23 protein-coding genes and 1 riboswitch are annotated in these 18,598 nt (G+C 65.7%); of the genes, 9 read left to right on the forward strand and 14 right to left on the reverse strand.

Annotation, left to right across the window (positions count from 1 at the left end):
- Positions 1-201 precede the first annotated feature (201 nt).
- The 4 genes from bamC to A9974_RS27530 form a co-directional block, all read right to left on the reverse strand.
- Positions 202-1,326 carry an outer membrane protein assembly factor BamC gene (gene bamC / locus A9974_RS27515; RefSeq protein WP_183007335.1) on the reverse strand — a complete coding sequence of 375 codons (1,125 nt, stop codon included), beginning with the start codon at positions 1,324-1,326 and terminating at the stop codon, positions 202-204.
- 17 nt (positions 1,327-1,343) lie between these two features.
- Positions 1,344-2,249 carry a 4-hydroxy-tetrahydrodipicolinate synthase gene (gene dapA, locus A9974_RS27520; RefSeq protein WP_183007336.1) on the reverse strand — a complete coding sequence of 302 codons (906 nt, stop codon included), beginning with the start codon at positions 2,247-2,249 and terminating at the stop codon, positions 1,344-1,346.
- Positions 2,250-2,336: 87 nt separating this feature from the next.
- Complete coding sequence (locus A9974_RS27525; protein WP_183007337.1) at positions 2,337-2,984, reverse strand: site-2 protease family protein; 648 nt, start codon at positions 2,982-2,984, stop codon at positions 2,337-2,339.
- Between the two features lie 21 nt (positions 2,985-3,005).
- Positions 3,006-3,632 carry an L-threonylcarbamoyladenylate synthase gene (locus A9974_RS27530; protein ID WP_183007338.1) on the reverse strand — a complete coding sequence of 209 codons (627 nt, stop codon included), beginning with the start codon at positions 3,630-3,632 and terminating at the stop codon, positions 3,006-3,008.
- An 88-nt stretch (positions 3,633-3,720) separates the two neighbouring features.
- On the opposite strand from A9974_RS27530, the gene A9974_RS27535 reads away from it, so the two are divergent.
- The 3 genes from A9974_RS27535 to A9974_RS27545 all read left to right on the forward strand — a co-directional run bounded on the left by A9974_RS27535 (position 3,721) and on the right by A9974_RS27545 (position 6,168).
- Complete coding sequence (locus A9974_RS27535; protein ID WP_183007339.1) at positions 3,721-4,575, forward strand: neutral zinc metallopeptidase; 855 nt, start codon at positions 3,721-3,723, stop codon at positions 4,573-4,575.
- Between the two features lie 295 nt (positions 4,576-4,870).
- Complete coding sequence (locus A9974_RS27540) at positions 4,871-5,407, forward strand: hypothetical protein (RefSeq protein ID WP_183007340.1); 537 nt, start codon at positions 4,871-4,873, stop codon at positions 5,405-5,407.
- Complete coding sequence (locus A9974_RS27545; RefSeq protein WP_183007341.1) at positions 5,404-6,168, forward strand: DUF1828 domain-containing protein; 765 nt, start codon at positions 5,404-5,406, stop codon at positions 6,166-6,168. Before A9974_RS27540 ends, A9974_RS27545 begins: the two co-directional genes overlap by 4 nt.
- A gap of 28 nt (positions 6,169-6,196) precedes the next feature.
- Here the strand turns inward: A9974_RS27545 and A9974_RS27550 are convergent, their stop codons facing one another.
- The 3 genes from A9974_RS27550 to A9974_RS27560 all read right to left on the reverse strand — a co-directional run bounded on the left by A9974_RS27550 (position 6,197) and on the right by A9974_RS27560 (position 8,248).
- Positions 6,197-6,469 (reverse strand): hypothetical protein, encoded by a 273-nt coding sequence (locus tag A9974_RS27550; protein WP_183007342.1) that lies wholly within the window; start codon positions 6,467-6,469, stop codon positions 6,197-6,199.
- Between the two features lie 236 nt (positions 6,470-6,705).
- Entirely contained in the window at positions 6,706-7,356 is a 651-nt protein-coding gene (locus A9974_RS27555) for an N-acetyltransferase (protein ID WP_183007343.1), read from the reverse strand.
- Positions 7,357-7,504: 148 nt separating this feature from the next.
- Positions 7,505-8,248 (reverse strand): helix-turn-helix transcriptional regulator, encoded by a 744-nt coding sequence (locus tag A9974_RS27560; RefSeq protein ID WP_183007344.1) that lies wholly within the window; start codon positions 8,246-8,248, stop codon positions 7,505-7,507.
- Positions 8,249-8,338: 90 nt separating this feature from the next.
- Here A9974_RS27560 and A9974_RS27565 point away from each other — a divergent pair, with 90 nt between their 5' ends.
- Positions 8,339-9,592, forward strand: coding sequence for an MFS transporter (locus A9974_RS27565; protein ID WP_183007345.1), 1,254 nt, complete (start codon positions 8,339-8,341; stop codon positions 9,590-9,592).
- A 67-nt stretch (positions 9,593-9,659) separates the two neighbouring features.
- Here A9974_RS27565 and A9974_RS27570 read toward each other — a convergent pair whose 3' ends face one another.
- The 3 genes from A9974_RS27570 to A9974_RS27580 form a co-directional block, all read right to left on the reverse strand.
- Positions 9,660-10,292 (reverse strand): FMN-binding negative transcriptional regulator, encoded by a 633-nt coding sequence (locus tag A9974_RS27570; protein WP_183007346.1) that lies wholly within the window; start codon positions 10,290-10,292, stop codon positions 9,660-9,662.
- Positions 10,293-10,429: 137 nt separating this feature from the next.
- The gene (locus tag A9974_RS27575) at positions 10,430-10,918 is read right to left on the reverse strand and encodes a GNAT family N-acetyltransferase (protein ID WP_183007347.1); all 489 of its coding nucleotides are present in this window, start codon (positions 10,916-10,918) and stop codon (positions 10,430-10,432) included.
- Positions 10,919-10,948: 30 nt separating this feature from the next.
- A complete protein-coding gene (locus tag A9974_RS27580) occupies positions 10,949-11,143 on the reverse strand; it encodes a hypothetical protein (protein ID WP_183007348.1) in 195 nt (64 codons plus the stop codon).
- 408 nt (positions 11,144-11,551) lie between these two features.
- Between A9974_RS27580 and A9974_RS27585 the strand changes: the two genes are divergently transcribed.
- The 5 genes from A9974_RS27585 (at position 11,552) to mntP (ending at position 15,303) form a co-directional block, all read left to right on the forward strand.
- A complete protein-coding gene (locus A9974_RS27585) occupies positions 11,552-11,719 on the forward strand; it encodes a hypothetical protein (protein WP_183007349.1) in 168 nt (55 codons plus the stop codon).
- A 33-nt stretch (positions 11,720-11,752) separates the two neighbouring features.
- Positions 11,753-12,367 carry a YiiX family permuted papain-like enzyme gene (locus tag A9974_RS27590; protein ID WP_183007350.1) on the forward strand — a complete coding sequence of 205 codons (615 nt, stop codon included), beginning with the start codon at positions 11,753-11,755 and terminating at the stop codon, positions 12,365-12,367.
- A complete protein-coding gene (locus A9974_RS27595; protein WP_220806145.1) occupies positions 12,364-14,031 on the forward strand; it encodes a hypothetical protein in 1,668 nt (555 codons plus the stop codon). Before A9974_RS27590 ends, A9974_RS27595 begins: the two co-directional genes overlap by 4 nt.
- Positions 14,032-14,097: 66 nt before the next feature.
- The gene (locus A9974_RS27600; protein ID WP_183007351.1) at positions 14,098-14,469 is read left to right on the forward strand and encodes a tRNA-binding protein; all 372 of its coding nucleotides are present in this window, start codon (positions 14,098-14,100) and stop codon (positions 14,467-14,469) included.
- 85 nt (positions 14,470-14,554) lie between these two features.
- A riboswitch (yybP-ykoY riboswitch) is annotated at positions 14,555-14,726 on the forward strand.
- Positions 14,727-14,739: 13 nt separating this feature from the next.
- The gene (gene mntP, locus A9974_RS27605; RefSeq protein ID WP_183007352.1) at positions 14,740-15,303 is read left to right on the forward strand and encodes a manganese efflux pump MntP; all 564 of its coding nucleotides are present in this window, start codon (positions 14,740-14,742) and stop codon (positions 15,301-15,303) included.
- A gap of 105 nt (positions 15,304-15,408) precedes the next feature.
- Here the strand turns inward: mntP and kdgT are convergent, their stop codons facing one another.
- From kdgT to A9974_RS27625, 4 genes are all read right to left on the reverse strand, one after another.
- Entirely contained in the window at positions 15,409-16,410 is a 1,002-nt protein-coding gene (gene kdgT, locus A9974_RS27610; RefSeq protein ID WP_183007353.1) for a 2-keto-3-deoxygluconate transporter, read from the reverse strand.
- Between the two features lie 259 nt (positions 16,411-16,669).
- Positions 16,670-17,491 (reverse strand): fimbrial protein, encoded by an 822-nt coding sequence (locus A9974_RS27615; RefSeq protein WP_183007354.1) that lies wholly within the window; start codon positions 17,489-17,491, stop codon positions 16,670-16,672.
- Complete coding sequence (locus A9974_RS27620; RefSeq protein WP_183007355.1) at positions 17,488-18,051, reverse strand: fimbrial protein; 564 nt, start codon at positions 18,049-18,051, stop codon at positions 17,488-17,490. Before A9974_RS27620 ends, A9974_RS27615 begins: the two co-directional genes overlap by 4 nt.
- Complete coding sequence (locus A9974_RS27625) at positions 18,048-18,587, reverse strand: fimbrial protein (protein WP_183007356.1); 540 nt, start codon at positions 18,585-18,587, stop codon at positions 18,048-18,050. The genes A9974_RS27620 and A9974_RS27625 overlap by 4 nt, the downstream gene beginning before the upstream one ends.
- Positions 18,588-18,598: the final 11 nt, after the last annotated feature.

The following is an 18,598-nucleotide window of genomic DNA, read 5'->3' on the forward strand; positions in this document are numbered from 1 at the left end:
CGCTCTAAGCACGACAAGGCCCCGGCAGCGATGCCGGGGCTTTTGCTTGGAGCAAGGGCAGGCGTTCCCTGGATAGCGGCCCGTTAGAGGCCGGAAAGACGTCAGCCAAAAGGCCTTTACGCCCCGCCCAAAAGAAAAGGCCCCCGCAGGGGCCTTTTAGCCGTGCAGACGCTGTTTTCAAGCGCCTGCAACTGGCATGGATCACATCTTGTCTTTCAGCACGCTCAGCAGACGCTGGGCCGTGGCGCTGCTGTCGCGTTCGCCCTTGGCGTCCAGCACCGTCACGTTGGTCTGCTCGCCGCTGGCGGTCAGGTGAATGCGGTACTGCGGCGCCTCGGCCTTCTTGTCGCCCGAGAACATGCGGCTGAAGAAGCCCGGCTGGTCGATCTTTTCGCCCGTGTCGGTATCGAAGTAGCGCACGAAGTAGTCGCCGGCCGAACGGTCGCGATCGTCCACCGCGAAACCGCCGCCGTCCAGCGCCACGCCGACGCGGCGCCATGCGCGGTCGAACGATTCGTTGACGACCAGCAGCGCGCCCTGGGCGCGGACGTCTTGCTGCACCGCGGGCTTTTGCGGCGCGGCTTCCGCCTGCTGCACCAGCTTGCGGGCGTTGTCGACGTCGGAACCCAGGTAGACCATCATGCGCGCCAGCATGGCGGCGTTCAGGCCCGGATCTTCCTTGCCGTTCTGCCATTGCACTTGCGAGCCGTCGCCGCCGACGCGCTTTTCCAGCATCTGGCGGTGGCTGACGTAGACTTCGGTGTGGCCGTTGACGCGTTCGACGCGGGTGCGGAATTTCTCGCGCTCGCCGCTATCCCAAGCCGATTCCAGCACCGCGCCCAGCGCTTGGCGCAGCCAGCTTTCCGGGATCTTGGCGCGGTTTTCCGCCCAGTCGGTTTCGATCAGGCCGGCGCCAGGGTTGTTGCTGGCCACGGTGAAACCATTTTCGGTCCAGAAGTCGACCAGACGCGGGAAGACATCTTCGGGGGCACGGTCGACCACGAGCCAGCGCAGGTCGCCGTCGCGTTCGACACGCATGTCCTGGCGGCCGGGCAGCACATTGCTGGCCTTGGGGCTGCTGGCTTGCGCCTGGCCCTGTTGCTGGAACTGCGAGTACGTCGTCGAGCCGGAAGCGGGCGCGCGGTAGCGCGGATCGCTGGCTGCCTGGGTCAGGTCAGGCGGAATGCTCAGAGGCTCTCCACGCTGAGTGACTGCGCTCTTGTAGTTGACGGATTCTTCATTGCCCAGGAATTGGTTGACCTCGCTGCAGCCGGCCAACAACACCAGAGACATCAATGCCGACAGACCGGCATGACGCTTGTTCATACGTATCCTCACGATATTTAGAGCAGACCCGTTTCCTGGAGCACACGACGCACCGTTTCGTGGTGCTGCGCCCCCAGTTCAACCAGCGGAAGCCGGTAGCCCAGTGCGGTGCGGCCCATTTCGGCCAACGCCCACTTGACGGGGATAGGATTGGCTTCAACGAACAAAGCCTTGTTCAGACGGGCCAAATGCGCATTAAGTTCACGCACCTTGGGAACATCGCCCGCCAGTGCGGCCGCGCACAGCTCGCGCATGAGCTTGGGCGCGACGTTGGCGGTAACGGAAATATTGCCGCGGGCCCCCAGCAGGATCAGGGCGGCGGCGGTGGGATCATCGCCGCTGAAGACCTGGAAGCTGGCAGGCGCCTCGCGCAGCAGCAGGCCGCCGCGGGCGATATCCCCGGTGGCGTCCTTGATGCCGATGATGCCCGGCACCTGGGCCAGGCGCAGAACCGTTTCGTTGCTCATGTCGGCAACGGTGCGGCCCGGCACGTTGTACAGGATGGTGGGCAGGTCCACGGCTTCCGCGATCGTGCGGAAGTGGCGGTACAGGCCTTCTTGCGAGGGCTTGTTGTAGTACGGAACCACTGACAGGCCTGCCTGCGCGCCCACGGCCTTGGCGTGGCGGGTCAGGTGGATGGCTTCGTCGGTGGAGTTGGCACCCACGCCGGCGATGACCGGAATGCGGCCAGCGGCATGCTCAACCGCCACGCGGATGAGTTCCGCGTGTTCTTCCATGGAAACCGTCGGCGACTCCCCCGTGGTGCCCACCACCACAAGTGCGTCGGTTCCTTCCTGGACATGCCAGTCGATCAACGACCGGTAGGCAGCGTAGTCAAGGCTGCCATCGGGCTGCATCGGGGTGACGAGGGCCACCATGCTGCCCTGGAAATTAACGCCTGCGGCGGTTGCAGGGGATGCCATAAATGAAGGGCTCCAACGCCCCATGGCGGGATGCCTCAGGGCCAGAATCAATGAAACCGCTGAGTTTAACGGATATTGGCCGAAATCCTACAGAAACCACTGAACGATTGTCGTTCCTAACGCCAGGATCGGACTCATCAATACCCAGAGCACATTGGTGACCAGCAGCACGATCACGATCACCATGCCATACGGCTCGATTTTCGCGTATTGCCACGCCAAGCGGTTGGGCAGCAGGCTGAACAGGATGCGTCCCCCATCCAGCGGCGGAATCGGCAGCAGATTCAGGGCCATCAGCACCAGGTTGACCTGCACGCCGGCCATTGCCATTTCGAACCAGAAGCTTTCCTGCATGCCGGATTCCAGGAACAGGCGCAGCGAAAACACCCACAGGATGGACATCAGGAGATTGGCCGCGGGACCGGCCAGCGCCACCCACAACATGTCTTTCTTGGGGCGGCGCAGGCGGCCGAAGTCCACCGGCACCGGCTTGGCCCAGCCGAACAGCATGCCCGAGCTGCCCATCAGTTTGGACATCAGCAGGATCACCACCGGCACCAACAGCGTGCCGACCGGATCGATGTGGCGCGCCGGATTCAGGCTGACGCGGCCAGCCTGGTAGGCGGTGGGGTCGCCCAGCATGCGCGCGACGTATCCGTGCGCTGCCTCGTGCAGGGTGATCGCGAAGATCACCGGTATCGCGTAGACCGCGATGGTTTGGATGATGTCATTCATGGAGAAACGCGGCGGGCAGGGTCAAGCCAGGCCCAGCGTGGCCGGATCGCCGCGGCCCACGCGCACCACGACTGGCTCTTCGCTGGTCAGGTCGATGACGGTGGTCGGCGAATGGGGGCAAGCACCGGCGTCGATGATGGCAGCCAGTTCGTGATCGTAGCGCTCGCGGATGGCTTCAGCATCGTTCAGCGCGTCGGTCTCATCCTTGGGGATGAGGGTGGTGGACAGCAACGGCGCCCCCACCTGCTCGAGCAAGCCCAGCATAACGGCATGGTCGGGCACGCGAATGCCGATGGTCTTTCGCGACGGATGCGATACGCGGCGCGGCACTTCCTTGGTGGCTTCGAGAATGAAGGTCCAGGGGCCGGGCGTGGCGGCTTTCAGCAAGCGGTACTGGCGGTTGTCCACGCGGGCAAAATGGCCGATTTCAGCCAGGTCGCGGCATAGCAACGTGAGATGATGGCGTTCGTCCAGGCCGCGCAAGCGCCGTAGCCCGTCGGCGGCGTTCTTGTCGTCCAGGCGCGCGACGACCGCGTAGCTGGAATCGGTGGGTACCGCCACCAGCCCCCCGTCGTTCAGCCATTGGGCGGCCTGCTTGAGCAGGCGCGGTTGGGGATTCGCGGGGTGGATATCTAAATGAAGGGCCATGGGATTATCCTAACACTCTTGAAGGCCGCCCTGCCAACGGCGGCAACGCAACACATGGCGGCCTTGCCGGCCTGCCCGGAGACACAGTATGCGCCTGGATGATTCCCGCGAAAGCGACAATGTGGAAGACCGCCGCGCCGGCGGCCCGCGTATCGGCGGACGTGGCACCATCGGTATCGGCACCATCGTGCTGGCCTTGGTGGCCATGTATTTTGGGGTGGACCCCAACGTGGTGCTGCAGATGGCCGAAGGCCCGCCCACACAGCAGCAACAGGCGCCCGCCGCCAAACCGCCCGCCAACGACCCGCAGGCCCGCTTCGTGTCGAAGGTGCTTGGCGAGACCGAAGACACCTGGAGCGCCATTTTCCAGAAGGACCTGAACCGCCAGTATGTGGCCCCCAAGCTGGTGCTGTTCCGCGGCGCCACGCCCACGGCCTGCGGCACGGGCCAAGCGGCGATGGGGCCGTTCTATTGCCCCGGCGACAGCAAGGTGTATATCGACCTGGCATTCTTTGACGAGCTGCAGAACAAGTTCAAGGCGCCCGGCGACTTCGCACAGGCCTATGTCATTGCGCACGAAGTCGGCCATCACGTCCAGCATCTGCTGGGCATATCGGACCAAGTCGACAACCTGCGCCGCCGCAATCCGTCGCAGGCCAACGCCCTGTCGGTACGGCTTGAGCTGCAGGCCGATTGCTTCGCAGGGCTGTGGGCGCAGCGCGCCAACGCGGCGCGCAACATCCTGGAAAGCGGCGACGTCGAGGAAGCGCTGGCCGCCGCCACCGCCATCGGCGACGACCGGCTGCAGAAGCAAAGCCAGGGCTATGTGGTGCCCGACGCCTTCACGCATGGCACGTCGGCGCAGCGGGTGCGCTGGTTCAAGCGCGGCCTGGAAAGCGGTAGCGTGAAGCAATGCGACACGTTCGCCGCCAGTTCGCTGTAGCCGGGGCAGCCGGGGCGCGGTTTACGGCCTGCGGGCCGCGCCGCGCTGACGGGGGCCCGCCTTGGCCGCCCCGCCGCCTCTGACTGTATATCCATACAGATTCAGGACTGACCCCGTCTTCATCTTGTAAGATTACGGCCCCGCGCCCTGTGAATGGCGCGGACCAGCTCCCGCGAGGGGGCTTTTCCCATTGGGCGGCCCGATGGGAAAAGACCGCGCCCCCGCAATGCCGCGCATGCACACGCGTTCGCCGCGGCAAGACGGGCGGCGCATTTCCAGACACTAGATCCGTTCCATGGCCAACAAGTTCGAACCGTTAATCACCGTTGATGAGGTGCAAGAGATCCTTGCCGAACCCAAGGAAACCATCAAGCAGATCACCTGGATCCCCAAGCCCGGCGGCCTCAGCATCCAGTGGATGGAATTTGCCAGCCCCTGCCGCATCAAGGGTGAAGTGCGCGACGACGTGATTTTCCGCGCCACCTACCGCGGCGCCCGCACCGTGGTGCACGGCCAGGCCACCATTTTCCTGACCGAAGCGTTCTGCGCCAGCCTGTTCGTAGGCCCGCACCGCGTGTTCGGTGTGGACACAGACGATTCCTTCCATACCAGCCTGGTGGGCGAAGGCCGGCCGCAATACCGCAAGCCGCTGGCGGACCGCAGCCACGAACATATCTGGGTGGACGAAGGGGAAGGCTATGCCGAACCCATCGTGCCCGCCCTGCACACGATCGGCGAGCTGATGCAGTATTTCCTGCCCAGGGCCAACCTGACCCTGACCGGTGGATTCGCGCATCCCCTCAAAGGCCGACAAATCGAATTGATCCTATGAGCACTTTCCTGGAAGCCTCCGGCTGGACCGTCCTGCCGGCGGGCGAACACGCCATCCGCGCGATCTCGCCGATGACGCTGGGCCTGGACGGCCAGCACGCGGCGTTTTTCATCGCGCATCCGGACGACGCCACGTTCTATCTCACCGATGCCTGTGAGACCGCGATGCACGCGTCCAGCTACGGCATCGACCTGGCGGCCAAGCGCATCGACATCCTGAACGAAACGCCGGGCGTCAGCCTGGCGCACTTCGACAAGTCGGGCGCCATTGTCGCCTCGGGCCCCAACGAGCAGTTGCAGGAAGCGCTGTGGGACGCGGTCAAGCTGGCCATGGCCCTGTCGTTCCAATGCGCCAAGTGGATGCCCAAGTTCAGCCAGCTGCGTTTCCGTGCCCAGGTCGGCCGGGCACTGGCAGCTGGCGTGGGCGTGAACCGCATGGTCAAGGGCGCGCGCGCCAAGGGCAGCAGCGGCCACACCGCCGACTTCGCCTTTGCGGTGCGGGCAGCCGGCAGCACCGCGCTGACCTATATCGAACCGATCGCGCTCAAGGCCGGCAAGAAGATGGACTGGACCCAGGTCTACCAGACCCACGGCAAGATGTCGGACGTGAAAATGGCGGACGCGCGCAACTCGCGCATGGTCATTCTGGAAGACGGGGCGTCGGCCGAGGAATTCAAGAAGGCCGTGACCATCCTGGAGCAGTCGGCGAGCGTGCAGACGCTGGCCAAGGCTCGCGACTGGCAAGCCGTATTCGCCGACTAGGCCGGCAGCGAACGTCGATGGCGGCCCGTCAGGCGGCCATGTTGGTCAGGCCGTCGACGATTTCGCGGCCATGCAGAATGGCGGCATGCACCGCTTCGCGCGGACTGAAGACAAAGCCGCCTTCGGCGAAACGCGGTACCGGATATTCGTCGCCGCCTTCGCGCACGGCGCCAGCCTGGACCACCATGATCGATGCGACGAAGACAGGGCCGCTGGGCAACGCTTGAACCTCATCGCCTGCGCCCCGGGACACTTTGGCCGTCAGCCGGTATCCCTTGTAGATCAAGTTGTTCTGATGCACTTCGGATGCCCTCTTTCTGCGATTCAGCATACCCCGGCTGTTCATGACAGTTCGGATATGTTTTGTAACGCGGGCATCTACTAGAAACATTGTTGCGATCACAGAATTACGTCCCCGTTTTCTCGGACGGAATGGACGGTGCCCCCGGATGCGTCGATCCGCAAGCGGGGCGCGGCTGACAGGCAGATGAAGCCGATTGGCCCCGCCCGCCTGTCCGCCCCATCCCGGGGATTTCCCTAAAGCTGTTGCGAAAGCGCACCATCGGACGGACTCATACCCGTCGCGCGCAGGTAATCGGGCAACGTCCAGCCTCGCCCCAGCAGGAACATGCGGGTGTGCAGATCCTGCAGCACCGGCGGCGTCACCGTGCGGCCCAGATAGGTCAGGTGCTTGCGCCGCAAGTCGGCATAGCCCAGCTCATAATGGCGCGCCAACCGCTGCCACAAGCGGCAGGCGCCGACCGATTGGCGCGCCCCGCTCATGATGCACAGGCCCGCGTCCAGCCCCCAGCGGTAGACCGAGGTCGCCAGTCCCATGCCCTGGTAGGGCGCGGCGTACTTGGAATGCGGCGCGCGCACGTAGGGATCGGCCCGCCGCGCCACCTCGATCAGGCGGTTGAACACGGTGTATCCCGCCAGCCTGCCCCGCCGCACGTCCACCACATACACGTAATACTCGCCGTCGGCTTCGCGGTAGCGAAGCACCATGCCAGGGATGTCGGTTTGAACCTCCGGCAAAGCGTGCAGACGGTCCGAAGGACGGTTCATGCGGTGGTAGATGGCATCGAGTTCGTTGTCCACTTCGCGCGGACCATGGTTGACGTCGATGCGCAGTTCCGTCGCGATAGGCAAGATCCGACGAAAAGCGTGCAGGGCCAGCGTAGGCAAGGCCACCTCCTGTATAGGGCGAATGCCCGTTGAAAAAAGCCGTGGTTAGCGCGCCCGCAAGGCGGGCGCCGGTCGTGCAATGGGAAAAGGGCCGCGCGGCGGCCTGGGCCGGGCGGCGTTCAACGGCGGAGCCGCCGCGAGAGAGGCGCTAGGCCGCCACGTGACCGCCCGAACGGGTCCAGTCCGCCGTATCTCCCGGCGCCTGCCCAGGCATGCCGAAAAACGCCGGGAACTGCCGCGCGCCTTTGCGCGTGACGGAGAGGGCGCGCGAATCCAGGTCCTTGTCGACCCAGCCGCGCCGCAGCAAGGCGTCCAGCAACGCGGCACCGAGCGCGCCGCCCAGGTGCGAGCGGCGCTCGCTCCAGTCCAGGCAAGGACAGGCGAAGCGGCGGCGCCGCTGACGCGCCTGCGCCACGTCCACGCCCACCTGCGCCAGCGAGGCTTCGCCCAGCGGCGTCAGCACGTAATCACGGCCGTCGGCAGCCAGCCATTGGCGGGCCAGCATCGCGTCGTGGATGCGCACGGCCAGCGTGCCGGCCATATGGTCGTAGCAGGTGCGCGCCTCGCGCAGCGCCGACGGCGTGTTGGGCTTGAACGGCGTGCGTTCGGCGCCTGCCACCACCAGCAATGCCTCCAGCGCCTGCGCCACCTCGCCGTTGGCCAGCCGGAAATAGCGGTGCTTGCCCTGCACCGCCATGTCCACCAGGCCTTGCTCGCGCAGCCGCTGGAAATGGCTGCTGGCCGTGGACGCGCCGATATCCGCTGCCGCGGCCAATTCCGTGGCGGTGCGCGCGCGGCCATCGAGCAGCACGCATAGCATGCGGGCCCGCGCCGGGTCGGCGATGGCCCCGGCCACGGCCGAGAGATTGATGTCGGCGAACTTGGATTCCATAATTCGGCGCAGACCAAAGTGTTGTGTACAGGCCCAAGCATACTTCGAGTCATCTCAACAAGACAGCCGGCCCCCTCGTCGGCTCCCATCATGCGTAACGCACCGCGCTTTTTCGGTTGGAACGTCCTGTATGCCACCTTCGCCCTGGCCATCTTCGGCTGGGGCGTGGGCTTCTACGGCCCGCCTGTTTTCCTGCATGCGGTGGTGCAACGCACGGGCTGGAGCGTGGCGCTGGTATCGGCCGCGGTCACGCTGCACTTCCTGTGCGGCGCAGTGGTGGTGGCCAACCTGCCGCGGCTGTACCGGCGCTGGGGCGTGCCGGCATCGACATTCATGGGTGCGGTGCTGCTGGCGCTGGGCGTTTCGGGCTGGGCGCGGGCAGACGCGCCGTGGCAGTTGTATGTAGCGGCACTGTTTTCCGGCATGGGCTGGGTGACCTTGGGTCCAGCCGCGGTCAACGCCCTGATTGCGCCCTGGTTCGTGCGGCGCCGGCCCGCGGTGCTGGGCATGGCGTACAACGGCGCCAGCCTGGGCGGCGTCATCTTTTCGCCGTTGTGGGTGTTCCTGATCGCCAGCTACGGGTTCCCGCAAGCCGCGCTGTGGGTGGGCGCGGCGATGGTCCTCCTGATCGCGGTACTGTCACGCAAGGTGTTCGCCGTCACGCCGCAACAACTGGGTCAATGGCCCGATGGCGCCACGCCGGATGCGGCGACGCAAGCGGCGGCCGCGGCGCAGCCCCTCGTGCCGCGGCTGTGGCGCGACCGCGCGTTCCTGTCGCTGGGCGCGGGCATGACGCTCGGTTTGTTCGCGCAGATCGGCCTGATCGCGCATCTGCTTTCGCTGCTGGCGCCGCTGCTGGGCGCGCAGACCGCGGGCATCGCGATGGGGCTGGCCACGGCCAGCGCGATTGCCGGGCGCACGCTGGTGGGCTGGCTGATGCCGCCCTCCGCCGACCGGCGCAAAGTCGCCTGCGTGGCCTATGGAGTGCAAATCGCGGGCTCGCTGGTGCTGATGCTGGCCGCGGATCACACGTGGGCCGTTTGGGCGGGTGTATTGTTGTTCGGATCGGGCATCGGCAACGCCACCTCGCTGCCTCCGCTGATCGTGCAGACGGAGTTCGCGCGCGAAGACACATTGCGGGTGGTGCCGTTGATCACGGCGGTGTCACAGGGCGCCTATGCCTTCGCGCCGGCCGTGTTCGGCGTGCTGCGGTCCGTGTCGGGCGAAACGAGCCGCTCGATGTTCTGGTTCCTGGCCTTGGCGGCCTGCCTGCAAGCGGCGGCAATCGCCTGCCTGGCGTGGGGACGCGGCGCCTCGGCGCGCCGGCAAGCAGTCACGGCCTGAGCGCGATGCGCCAGCACACACCCGGATCCCATGCACTGGGCCGGCGCGTTGCGCGGCCCAGGCAGGATCAGTCCAGCCCGCCGCGGCGCGCGACCAGGCCGGCCATGACGGCGTCGCCCTGCTCGTTGGCCAGGCCCGCCGCCACGCCCTGGCGGTCCGCCGGCGTGCGGTTCTGGCTGACTTTCCATTTGCCTTCGATGCGCGAGATGGCGATTTCCACGCCGACGATGGCGCGCATCTGCGCGGCGATGAAGTCTTCGGGTGCATCTTCGACCCGCCAGGGGTGGGCCCGCGCCTTTTCCTGCGCGTCGGTCAGCGCGCCGATCTGTGCACGCACCCATGACGGATCATCGTGAACCTGGGGCGTGCCCCAGACGTGCACGGCAACGAAGTTCCAGGTGGGCACGACCTTGTGGGTCTCGGCCTTGGTCGCGTACCAGGACGGCGTGATGTAGGCCTGCGCGCCATGGAACACCACCAGGCACTCTGCGCCCGCGGCCAGTTCCTTCCATTGCGGATTGGCGCGGGCCATGTGCAGGCGCAGCACCCCTTGCGGGCCTTCCGGATAGAGCAGACAGGGAATGTGGTTGGCCATCAGCCCGCCCTCCCCGCTGGTCATGAGCACCCCCAGGGGATGCGCGCGGATGAAATCGTGCTGGACCTCGGGCGATTCTTCGCGAAAAGCGGACGGCAGGTACATGGCGGGAATGGGCGTCTTGGGGAGAAAGACACACGATAGCGCCGGCCTGGCCCCATAGCCAGAGCCATATACCCTGCATTTCATGGAGCCAGAATGCCTTCCGGGCGAGGATACCGGCCGGAAGGCGGCGGAGCGGTTCAGCTCGCCAGGGATTTCACCAGCAGCACCGTGGTAAAGCCGCTGTCCCACTCTTCGTCGGGATAGGTGTCGACCTCGGCGTAGCCATGCTTGCCGTAGAACGCCCGGCTCTGGGTATTGAAGGTATCGGTTTCCAGCCGGGCGTCTGCGTAGCCCGCCGCCCGCATGCCGGATTCGGCCAGCGCCAGCAACGCCGCCCCCACGCCGCGCCGTTGCTGGTCCGGATGCACGTGCAGCGCCCAGATGAAGTTCTTTTCCCAGTCCACCATGCCCGCCACGCGGCCGTCGACCTCGCAAACGTGAAACAGCGCACCGCGCTCGGCCACGTATCGCGGGATCTTGCCGCTGTCCAGAAAATGCCGGTATTTTTCCGGCGTCATCTGCGGCTGCCAGGTGCCTTCGTAGGTACGCGTCAGCACATCCTCGAGCGCAGCCGCGTCTTCGGCGCGCGCCGGCCGGATCGTCAGGGGGGAACGTATTTGCGTCATGTACGGCAGTTTACAACCGCCGCGCGCAGGTCATTTTCGGACGCGCTCGTAAGCTTCGTTCATGCGCTCGCGCGCGCTGGTCTCGTGTGCATAAGCGCGGTCATAGGTCTCCAGGCACCCTTGTGTGGGATTGGGCCATTTGATCGCGGCGACCGCGGCGGTGAGCTCGTCCCGCGCGCGCTGCCATTCCTTGACGGCGGCATACCATTCCTTGGTCGTGTCCATAGTTTCCTCCCTATGTGCACGCCCCCATGGTATTCCTGCCCGGTCCCGCATGATTGATGCCTGCGGCGACGCAGAAGGATGAGTTGCGTCCATTACAGGGTGGCTGCTTTCGGATGAGATACGCCCGCCCGCGCCGCCAAGGTAGAATTGCGCGCCGCGACCTCGCGGCCCGCGGCAGCGTGCTGAAAAAAGCGCCCCTGCTGCTGCCGAGTGAACCCGACGCCGCCGCCGCTGTCCATAAGCTGGCCGGCCTTGCCGCCAAGCTTGCTGCCGCCTTTCAAGACCGCCCGCGCGCGCCGCCGCGATTCCCCCCGTTCATATCACGATGTGATGAATATTGACGTCAACCCTCACTTACCCACGGCCACAGCTAATGCTACTGTTCCGCCTGTGCAAGGAGTACTAGCAATGGATCAGAAAACGAAGCCCTGGGCCTTTCCCAAACCCCATCCGGAAAACACCCCGCGGGGCGAACGGAACAAACAGGAATTCGACGCGCCCGTCGCTTCGAAACCGGCCGCCACCAAACCGCGCGCCAAGAAAATCGCCGCCGCGGCCGCCGCCGCCAAATCATGAAGCGCTGCTGACAGCGCCTACCCCCACGCCCCCATGCGTTTGTCCGCCTTTACCCTGATCCGCCGCACCGCCACCGGCGCGCTCTGCGCCCTGTCGCTGGCTGCCACAGCGGCGCCCGGCATGCAGACGGGCGACCTGGTGTTCCAGCAATCGCGATCCGCGCAAAGCCTGGCCGTGCAGCAGGCCACGCATTCGCCCTACAGCCACATGGGCATGATCGTGCTGCGGCAAGGCCGCCCCTATGTGCTGGAAGCCGCGGCCACGGTGCGCTATACGCCGCTGGCCGCGTGGGCCGCGCAAGGCGAGCGCGGCGCCTATGTCGTCAAGCGCCTGCGCGATGCGTCGCAGCTCACATCGCAGGCCCGTGACCGCCTGGCGGCCATCGGTGCCACCTACGCAGGCAAGCCATACGACGCCGCGTTCGGCTGGTCCGACGACAAGATCTATTGCTCTGAATTGGTCTGGAAAATCTACCAGCGCGCGCTTGGCATCGAGATCGGCGCGCTGCAGCCCTTGAAGCAATTCGACCTGAGCGCCCCGGCCGTGCGCGCCAAGATGCAAGAACGCTACGGCGAGGCCATCCCTTGGGAAGAACCTATCATCTCGCCCGCCGCGATGTTCGATTCGCCCTTGCTGCGCACGCCATGACGGCTCGCATCGATCCGTTCATGAACCCCGTGCTGCACGGTGCGGGCAGGATCACCGGCGTTTTCTTCAACCCCGCCGGCGACATCGCCGCCGTGGCCTCGACGTTTCCGCTACTGACCAATCCGCGCGCCCGGGCCGCTTATGGCGGCGCGGCGCTGCGTTACCGCGTCGGCCTGTACTGGCGCGGCGAAACCCTGCCGTTCGCGGTCCATGACGCGCTGCGCCTGCCGGTCAACGACGTGGCATTCCACCCCGGCAAACCGATAGTCGCGATCGGCGCGGGCAGCTACGACGGCGGCTATTCGTTCGACGGCGACCTGGTTTTCTGGAACTGGCAAAGCGGCAAGAGCCGCCGCCCCTACGCGGCCATTCCCGAAGTGGTGCGTTGCCGCTATCGCGACGACGGCGGCATCCTCGAAGCCTGGGTCAGGCCCTGGGACGAAGAATGGGGCGACCGGGAGCGCGATCCCGACGGCGACTGGAACCAGATCCTGGACACCTTGTACCGGGTGCAAGCCGACGACACCGACGCGGCCTGGCGCGTGCGTACCCCCCTGACGCTGGAATTGGACGAGGCCACGGCCAGCACCGGCGGCGCCCCCACGCCGGATCCCGGCGTGGCCAGCCGCCTGGCCGACTGGCTGGGCGTGCGCGACCTGGCCCTGCGCAGCGCGATCTGGGATATTGCGTGGCTGGATGCAACGACCCTGGGCGCCACGCACGACGGCTGCCTGCTGGATCGCTACGACACGCAAGGCGCGCTGATCGCCCGCCATGAAGGCGGCGGGCATGGCGCGGAAATCCTGCGCGGCGCGGCGGTCACGGTGCATGCGATCGCCCCGCCCGACCCGGCCGATATCTTCCGGCGCGACTCGCGCCTGTATGTCCTGAAGGACGACGCGCTGATTGCCGCGCGCGATTATCCCGGGCAATACACGTTTTCAGTGGCCGCCGACGGCCACCTGCTCGGGCGCCAGGACCGCATGGGGCCGACGCGTCCGCGCGCCTTCGACGTCCTGCTGGATGCCACGCTGGCCACCGAACGGCGCCTGGACGCCGGCCACTACGATTGCTTCAACCACTACATCGGCATCAACGGCGCACCTGCGCTGTTCTGCCTGCAAGGCACGCCGCCCAGCTCGCACGAAGGCAAGCACCTGTGCATCGTCCATCCAGACGGGCGCATCGAACGCCTGTGGCCGCTGCTGCAACCCGATGGCACCCACGCCAGCCACGCCATGGAGTGCCGCGGCGCCTACGTCGACGACGCGCAAGGCCCGGGCGTCGTCATCGCCGGCAAGCATTACTCGCCCACGGTCGACAACCGCTACCAAGGTTTTATCTTCCGCAAACGCCTGGCGCGCGGCCAGGTGGTCTGGCGCCACGCCACCGGCGCGTCGCCCACGAGCATCGTGCCACTGACCGCGGCAGGCCTGGTGGCTGCGGCGTTCCTGGATGGCCGCCTGATGCTGCTCGACGCGCAAACGGGCGAACAGCAATTGGACGCCAAGATTTGCATGCACGGCATCGCCACGGTTATCTACGCGATGGACGCACGCGACAACACGCTGGCGGTAGGCACGATAGACGGACGCATCGCCGTCATCAGCCTGGATGCCTTGCTGGCCACGCCCGTGACGGACGGCGCCATCGATCTGGCGTAACGCCTGCCAGGCGCGTTCGGCGCCACGCGGCATAATCGGCGTTTCCCGTCACGGCATCCGTTCATCATGCACTACACCCAAGACCCCAATACGCCGCCTGCCCCCACCGTCAGCTTCGACGACTTCATGAAGGTCGACATCCGCGCGGGCACAATCATTGCCGCCGATCCGTTTCCCGAGGCGCGCAAGCCCGCCTACAAGTTGACGATCGATTTCGGCGCCGGTGTCGGCGTGAAGAAAAGCTCGGCGCAGATCACCGGGCGCTATGCGCTGGCAGACCTGCCGGGCAAGCGCGTGCTGGGCATCGTGAATTTCCCGCCGCGCCAGGTCGGTCCGGTGCGCTCGGAGGTGCTGGTGCTGGGGTTGGCTGACGATGCCGACCACACGGTACTGGTCACGCCAGAACGGGACGTGCCCAACGGGGCCCGCTTGACCTGACGCCACCCGCCACACGGCCGGCCCTGCCCCCTCTCTCGGCGAGCGAGGGCCGTCATGCCCGTGCAACGCGCCTTTTGGTACACTGGCTGACCTCTTTGGGGAGTAGCCTCTTTCGGCCCGTCCGAAAGCGTTTGCGTCAACATTCTTGGCCCCCCTGGCCATGGCGCAAACAACCGATACGGTTTGGCGAGACCATGGACTTTTCCGTAGCTTCTGACCGGGCGATAGGGAAAAAGTCTATGCGTTTCGCCCGGTCGGAGCTTCTCTCGCATGAACGCCCTTTCCACGATTGTCCTGGCCTTCGCCATGTCCACCGACGCCTTTGCCGCCGCGGTCGGCAAAGGCGCCGCGCTGCATAAACCCCGCTTGTCCGAAGCCCTGCGCACCGGCATGATCTTTGGTGTGATCGAAGCGATCACACCCGTGATCGGCTGGGCCCTGGGCTCCATGGCCGCGCAATTCGTGCAGGACTGGGATCATTGGATCGCCTTCGGCATGCTCTGTATCCTGGGCGCGATGATGATCCGCAACGGCCTGGGCGCGGACAAGGAAGAAGCCGCGCCGGTCGGCCGCCATTCGTTCTGGCTGCTGGCCGCCACGGGCTTCGCCACCAGCATCGACGCCATGGCGGTCGGTGTCAGCCTGGCCTTCATCGACAACAACATCGCCGTCACGGCGCTGGCGATCGGCCTGGCGACCATGCTGATGGTGACCTTGGGCGTCATGATTGGCCGGCTGGTCGGCAACGTGGCCGGCAAGCGCGCCGAAGTGTTGGGTGGACTGGCGCTGATCGGCATCGGCGCCACTATCCTGTATGAACACCTGAAGGCTTGATGCCAGAGCTGTGCGCGCAGGCGATCCCGGTCCAGGGCTTGATCAGCAATAGCACGGCCACGACCGAGTCCAGCGCGGTCAGCGCGGCCCCGCTGACGCCTCGCGCTACACCCCGCTGGCCCGCATGACCGGCACCGCTTCCGTCTTGCCCGGGCGGACGCGCGGCGCGATGCGCCTGGCCCAGAAGGCCGTCAGCATGGGCACCAGCAGCGCGGTGATCACCACGCAGGCCGCAACCAAAGCCGTAGCCGCCGGCGCCCACGGCTGAAACTGCGGCGCGGCTGCCGCCACCAGGCTGGGCGTAGCCGCCGCGGCGCCGGCGGTACTGGAGGCCGCCACGCCGGCCGTCCCGCGGCCGCCGCCGATCAAGATGTCCGAGATCACCAGCGCCACGCCCGACGCCAACATCACCCCCACCGCCACCACGATGCCGAGCAGGCCCGTGTCCACAATGACGGACAGGTTGATCGTGTTACCCAGCGCGAAGGCGAAGAACGGGATCAGCATGCGCGGCCCGCGGCTGAAGAATTCGCGCAGGTCTTCGTCCAGGTTGCCCAGCGCGAAGCCGATCAGGAACGGAATCACCACGCCGACCAGGTGATGCGCTTCGAACGCCGCCAGGCCGGTCGTGCCCAGGATGATCATGGTCATGAGCGGACCGGACTCCATGCCGATCAGCACCGAGGCGCCCGCCTCTTCGCGCGTGCCGTATTCCTCCATCAACGATGCGAACAGGCCTGCGTTGGTCATGTCCAGCGCCGCCACCAGCGCCAGCACCGACAGGCCGGCGAAAAAGCCCGTGGCGATGCCGCCCTCGGGCAACCAGCGCGAGGCCAGGAGCGCGACGACCCAGGCCAGACCGAGCTTGGCGCCAATCAGCGCGCCGGACTTGCGCAGCACGGTGCCGGTAGCGCGCAGATTGATCGACGCGCCCAGGCAGAACAGCCAGACGGCCAGAATGGGCACGACGCCGGTGATCAGGCCGTTGGTGAAGGAGCCGAAGTACTTGCCGGTATTGGGCCAGAAGGTGTGCAGCGCGGATCCCAAGAGGAGCGGCACGAGCATCATGCCGCCGGGGATCCGTTCGATCGAACGCTTGATTTTCATGGTGTCTCCGTTATTGCGCGTCGCTTGGTGCGTTTCGGTGCGCTTTATTTTTCTAATGAAATCAAGTTTTACGACAAATCACCACCAGAAAAGTCAAAAACACGGCTTATTTAACGAAAAATTCGGGTAATCACCTAAATCCCAGGTGAAATTTCTCAAATTTATATTTCATAGGTAATATTTATTTTTATAAATAAAATAACCTGACCCAAAACCCGTCTGCTGGCCGAAGGGCGTCCGCCGCAGGCCACGGCGCCGCCTATTGATACTGCAGCGTGATGGTGACCGCGCCATTGGCGCCCCCCGGGGTCACGCCAGGCGACGTCTGGTAATACCTCGCGCTGTACGGCAGGTCCCAGCCGGGGCCGTGCCTGCCGTAATCAATCGTCGTCCCCAGCGGCACCGGATTGCCCGCCCAATCCAGTATCTGAATGGCGACGCCGGCCGCACCACCAGAGACTTCAACCAAACCGCGCCCGGCATCGGCAACCCGGGCGGCCGTCACCACCACCGTCACGTTGGTGTTGGCCTCGCAGGAAAGTCCCAGACTGAACGGCCTGGCCCCCGTCGTGGTGCCCACGCTGCGGAATAGGTGCGTGCCGAAATCGCCCAACGGAATCGTTCTATTCATCCCGCCCGTCACCGTGCAGCCGGGCGGCGTCGGATTGAAATCGATATTGATCGGACCGCTGCACCACGAATGGAAGAGCGGGTTATCCGCATTCGGCCGCAATGACGACCCGGCCCAGAGCTGCGTGCTGACCGGACCGCCAGGCGTATAGACCGCCGTGCACGAGGTTCCGCCCCCCGCCTGGCACTGGACCGGCGCCCCGTTTGCCGAGCGCAGCATCCTGTTGTTGGACGTGTAGAGCGTGATCCATGGCCGCGCGCCGCCCGTTCCGCTGCCCTGGCGAAAGGAAAACGTGATCGCCTGCGTGGTCTGGCTGGTGATCGACACCCCCACGGTCTGCGCCTGGCAACGGAAAGGCGCGGCCTGGGCCGCCACCGAAAAGCAGATTCCCGACAAGGCGAAAGCCGTGTTGCGCAGCATCGCTGCCGAGAGGAATTGAGCATGAGTCATCGGTATACGATCGTAAAGGTGGCCGTCCCGTTGGCGGAACCGGCCACGATTCTGTTCGGCGCCGCCTTCTGGTAGTAGGCGGCTTTCAAAGAGACAAAGGCGCTGCCCGCCCCCGCGGGCGCCTGCACATAGATCGGCGCGCCCCAAGTGATCGGCGCGCCGGTGCCGTCCATGACCTGGATGACGATGCCCGCCGCGGTACTGCCCGGGCTCAAGGCCATCGCGCCAGCCACCACGGGATCGGGCCGCGCGGCCTCCAGGTAAATGCCGAGGGTGCCCGGCCCTCGCGTGCAGTCCAGGCGGACGGTGAAATCCGTGATCCCGACCCGTTTGCCTATCGCGGTAAACGCCGTCTTGTAGTGCTCGCCCAACAAGACATCCTGAGAGGGCGCGGAGGCCTTGCAGGCGGTTTCAAGAATGCGCCCATTGAATGCAGCGCTGACATCCGCGTGCGTCTCCATGGACAACGCAAGCAGCATCGCCCAGAGTCCGCCCACCCATGCCTGGCGCACGTATCGGCGGCGCATGCGGCAGATTCGCCATTGATCGCGCGAGCTCATTGGTATTGGATCGTGAATTGCGCCGTGCCATTGGCGTTGCCCGCGCCAATGCTGGTGCCGGTGCGGTAGTAGCGGGCGTAATACCCCAGGTCCCAGTTGCTGTCATGCCCGTCGCCATAGTCGGTCTGGGTTCCAAGGCTGACCGGCTGCCTGCGCCAATCGAGCAACTGGATGCCCACGCCGGTGGCTCCGCCCGTGACACCGAACACGCCGATGTTCGACGAGATGACGTTCGAGGCGGACGGCGTCACCAGCACCCTGACAGACGTGGAAGGGCAACGGATTCCCAGCGTGAAGTATTGCTCGCCCCGCGTCGAACCGATCGGGCTGTCGAAATCGGCGGCATCGTGCGTGCCCAGCGAGAGATTGATATTCGGACTGACCACGGAGCAGGCCGAAGCGGTGATCCTGCCCGTGAAATTGGCATTGACCGTGTCCGCGCCGTGCGCGCTTCCCATGGCACCGGCGGACAGCCCTGCGCAGGCCGCGACGAACGTTCGTATGTACCGCGACGAAATAGCGGATTCTTTGATCATGATTGATTCCT

Source organism: Achromobacter sp. UMC71 (assembly GCF_014170305.1).
Taxonomy (GTDB): domain Bacteria; phylum Pseudomonadota; class Gammaproteobacteria; order Burkholderiales; family Burkholderiaceae_B; genus Achromobacter.

Bases quoted from the DNA above. Each gene is read 5' to 3' on its own strand.
- bamC (WP_183007335.1), bottom strand. From the start codon at position 1,326: ATGAACAAGCGTCATGCCGGTCTGTCGGCATTGATGTCTCTGGTGTTG.
- dapA (WP_183007336.1), bottom strand. From the start codon at position 2,249: ATGGCATCCCCTGCAACCGCCGCAGGCGTTAATTTCCAGGGCAGCATG.
- A9974_RS27545 (WP_183007341.1), top strand. From the start codon at position 5,404: ATGAGCACTTTCCTGGAAGCCTCCGGCTGGACCGTCCTGCCGGCGGGC.
- mntP (WP_183007352.1), top strand. From the start codon at position 14,740: ATGAACGCCCTTTCCACGATTGTCCTGGCCTTCGCCATGTCCACCGAC.
- A9974_RS27525 (WP_183007337.1), bottom strand. From the start codon at position 2,984: ATGAATGACATCATCCAAACCATCGCGGTCTACGCGATACCGGTGATC.
- A9974_RS27575 (WP_183007347.1), bottom strand. From the start codon at position 10,918: ATGACGCAAATACGTTCCCCCCTGACGATCCGGCCGGCGCGCGCCGAA.
- A9974_RS27580 (WP_183007348.1), bottom strand. From the start codon at position 11,143: ATGGACACGACCAAGGAATGGTATGCCGCCGTCAAGGAATGGCAGCGC.
- kdgT (WP_183007353.1), bottom strand. From the start codon at position 16,410: ATGAAAATCAAGCGTTCGATCGAACGGATCCCCGGCGGCATGATGCTC.
- A9974_RS27600 (WP_183007351.1), top strand. From the start codon at position 14,098: ATGCACTACACCCAAGACCCCAATACGCCGCCTGCCCCCACCGTCAGC.
- A9974_RS27535 (WP_183007339.1), top strand. From the start codon at position 3,721: ATGCGCCTGGATGATTCCCGCGAAAGCGACAATGTGGAAGACCGCCGC.
- A9974_RS27530 (WP_183007338.1), bottom strand. From the start codon at position 3,632: ATGGCCCTTCATTTAGATATCCACCCCGCGAATCCCCAACCGCGCCTG.
- A9974_RS27570 (WP_183007346.1), bottom strand. From the start codon at position 10,292: ATGTACCTGCCGTCCGCTTTTCGCGAAGAATCGCCCGAGGTCCAGCAC.
- A9974_RS27615 (WP_183007354.1), bottom strand. From the start codon at position 17,491: ATGACTCATGCTCAATTCCTCTCGGCAGCGATGCTGCGCAACACGGCT.
- A9974_RS27560 (WP_183007344.1), bottom strand. From the start codon at position 8,248: ATGGAATCCAAGTTCGCCGACATCAATCTCTCGGCCGTGGCCGGGGCC.
- A9974_RS27540 (WP_183007340.1), top strand. From the start codon at position 4,871: ATGGCCAACAAGTTCGAACCGTTAATCACCGTTGATGAGGTGCAAGAG.
- A9974_RS27590 (WP_183007350.1), top strand. From the start codon at position 11,753: ATGCGTTTGTCCGCCTTTACCCTGATCCGCCGCACCGCCACCGGCGCG.
- A9974_RS27595 (WP_220806145.1), top strand. From the start codon at position 12,364: ATGACGGCTCGCATCGATCCGTTCATGAACCCCGTGCTGCACGGTGCG.
- A9974_RS27620 (WP_183007355.1), bottom strand. From the start codon at position 18,051: ATGAGCTCGCGCGATCAATGGCGAATCTGCCGCATGCGCCGCCGATAC.
- A9974_RS27625 (WP_183007356.1), bottom strand. From the start codon at position 18,587: ATGATCAAAGAATCCGCTATTTCGTCGCGGTACATACGAACGTTCGTC.
- A9974_RS27565 (WP_183007345.1), top strand. From the start codon at position 8,339: ATGCGTAACGCACCGCGCTTTTTCGGTTGGAACGTCCTGTATGCCACC.
- A9974_RS27585 (WP_183007349.1), top strand. From the start codon at position 11,552: ATGGATCAGAAAACGAAGCCCTGGGCCTTTCCCAAACCCCATCCGGAA.